Source organism: Geminicoccus flavidas, from assembly GCF_009806515.1.
GTDB classification, from domain to species: domain Bacteria; phylum Pseudomonadota; class Alphaproteobacteria; order Geminicoccales; family Geminicoccaceae; genus Geminicoccus; species Geminicoccus flavidus.
In genome coordinates this window covers 1-806 of the sequence record NZ_WUJP01000880.1, presented here as the reverse complement: position 1 = coordinate 806, position 806 = coordinate 1, and the positions used below count along the sequence as shown (strand labels likewise).

The window sequence follows — 806 nt, the reverse complement described above, 5'->3', positions numbered from 1 at the left end:
CACAGCTCATCGGAAACCAGCGGTGCAATCACGCCCGGCCAACAACGGCCAGACCACCAGGTTCCGTTTGACAGGCACACTTACCAGTTGTGCAACACGCTGTTCCGCGCCAATCCTGGCGGGCACAGCTGGTCCAAATTGATGGTCGTTTCGTTCCGTGGAAGGTCGCGCATAAGCGGTCGCCATGGTCCCTGACATCTTGGGAAAGAAACGCTGATGTCGAGCATCGAGCCCGAGCTTCCCGCGCAGGACCCGGCCACCCGGCCCGAAATCACGCTTTCCCGGCGCGCAGCGCTGGCGACCGGCATCGGCGCCGCCGCCATGGTGGCCGCGCCCCATGTGCGCCGTGCGCAAGCGGCGAGCCTGAACCTGCGCATGCTGATGTGGCAGGACTACAATATCGCCGAGACCGTGGCCGAGTTCGAAAGCGAGCATGGCGCCACGATCTCGCCCGCCTTCTTCGACGGTAACTCCGAGGCCTTCAACAAGGTGAAGGCCGGCGGCACCGGCGACTTCGACCTGGTCATGGCGGACGGGTTCTGGCCGCGCCTCTATTTCCGCGACGGGCTGATCCAGGCGCTGGACCCGGGCAAGCTGCCGAACCTCGCCAATCTGTTCCCCGACTTCCAGCCGGGCGCCTACGACCTCCTGCTCGACCAGCCGGGCGGCCAGCTGATCGGCGTGCACAATTGCTGGGGCAGCTACGGCATCACCATGAACACCCAGCACATCCCCGAGGAGGATCGAGATTCGCTCGGGGTGATGTTCGACGAGAAATATGCCGGCCACCTCGCGACCGGGGCGCG

Annotated in this window: 1 protein-coding gene; it reads left to right on the top strand. The window is 65.1% G+C overall.

Translation table 11 applies throughout. From position 1 onward, the window contains the following. Positions 1 to 216: 216 nt before the first annotated feature. Positions 217 to 806 (top strand): ABC transporter substrate-binding protein (locus tag EQG76_RS25120; RefSeq protein WP_159717396.1); only part of this gene is annotated, 590 nt, incomplete at its 3' end.